The sequence below is a fragment of the Candidatus Nanopusillus massiliensis genome (genome assembly GCF_920984865.1).
The window spans coordinates 136,129-136,631 of record NZ_OV100765.1; the positions used below are offsets into that span (position 1 = coordinate 136,129).

1 protein-coding gene is annotated in these 503 nt (G+C 23.3%); it reads left to right on the forward strand.

The features are described 5' to 3' along the window. Positions 1-151: 151 nt before the first annotated feature. Positions 152-304, forward strand: coding sequence for a hypothetical protein (locus LUA84_RS01060; RefSeq protein ID WP_231434028.1), 153 nt, complete (start codon positions 152-154; stop codon positions 302-304). The last annotated feature ends 199 nt before the right edge of the window (positions 305-503 follow it).

The following is a 503-nucleotide window of genomic DNA, read 5'->3' on the forward strand; positions in this document are numbered from 1 at the left end:
TGTATGTCTTAGGAAAATATTGGACAGATTATTCAAATTCATTTGAAAGACCTGAAATTTTTGCAAGATTTTCATATGGTAGGCAATAAATGAATCTTTATTAGAAGATTTAGGAATATGTAGATTTTATAGGGGAGCTTATGAACCTGTATTGATATATTATATAAGAGAAATTACTGGAAAAGATTTGGATAAAAATTTATATAAGGAAATTGCTGAATATTCAATAAAAGCAAATTCAGAACCAGTTCTATGGGAAAGTAAAAGAGCAATGGATCTTGTATCTACAATGGCAGAGAATTAAATTCTAATGATTGGAAATTTGAAAAATATGAAGATTATGTTGAATGGTGGAAGGAATTTAAAGAAAGTTTAGATAAATATTTAGGATTAAAAAATTAATATTTATTTTCTATTTTATTTTATTTATTCTGATAACATATTTATATAGAAATTTGTATTAAATATAATAATCATGAAAATTGAAAAACCTGAAATACATT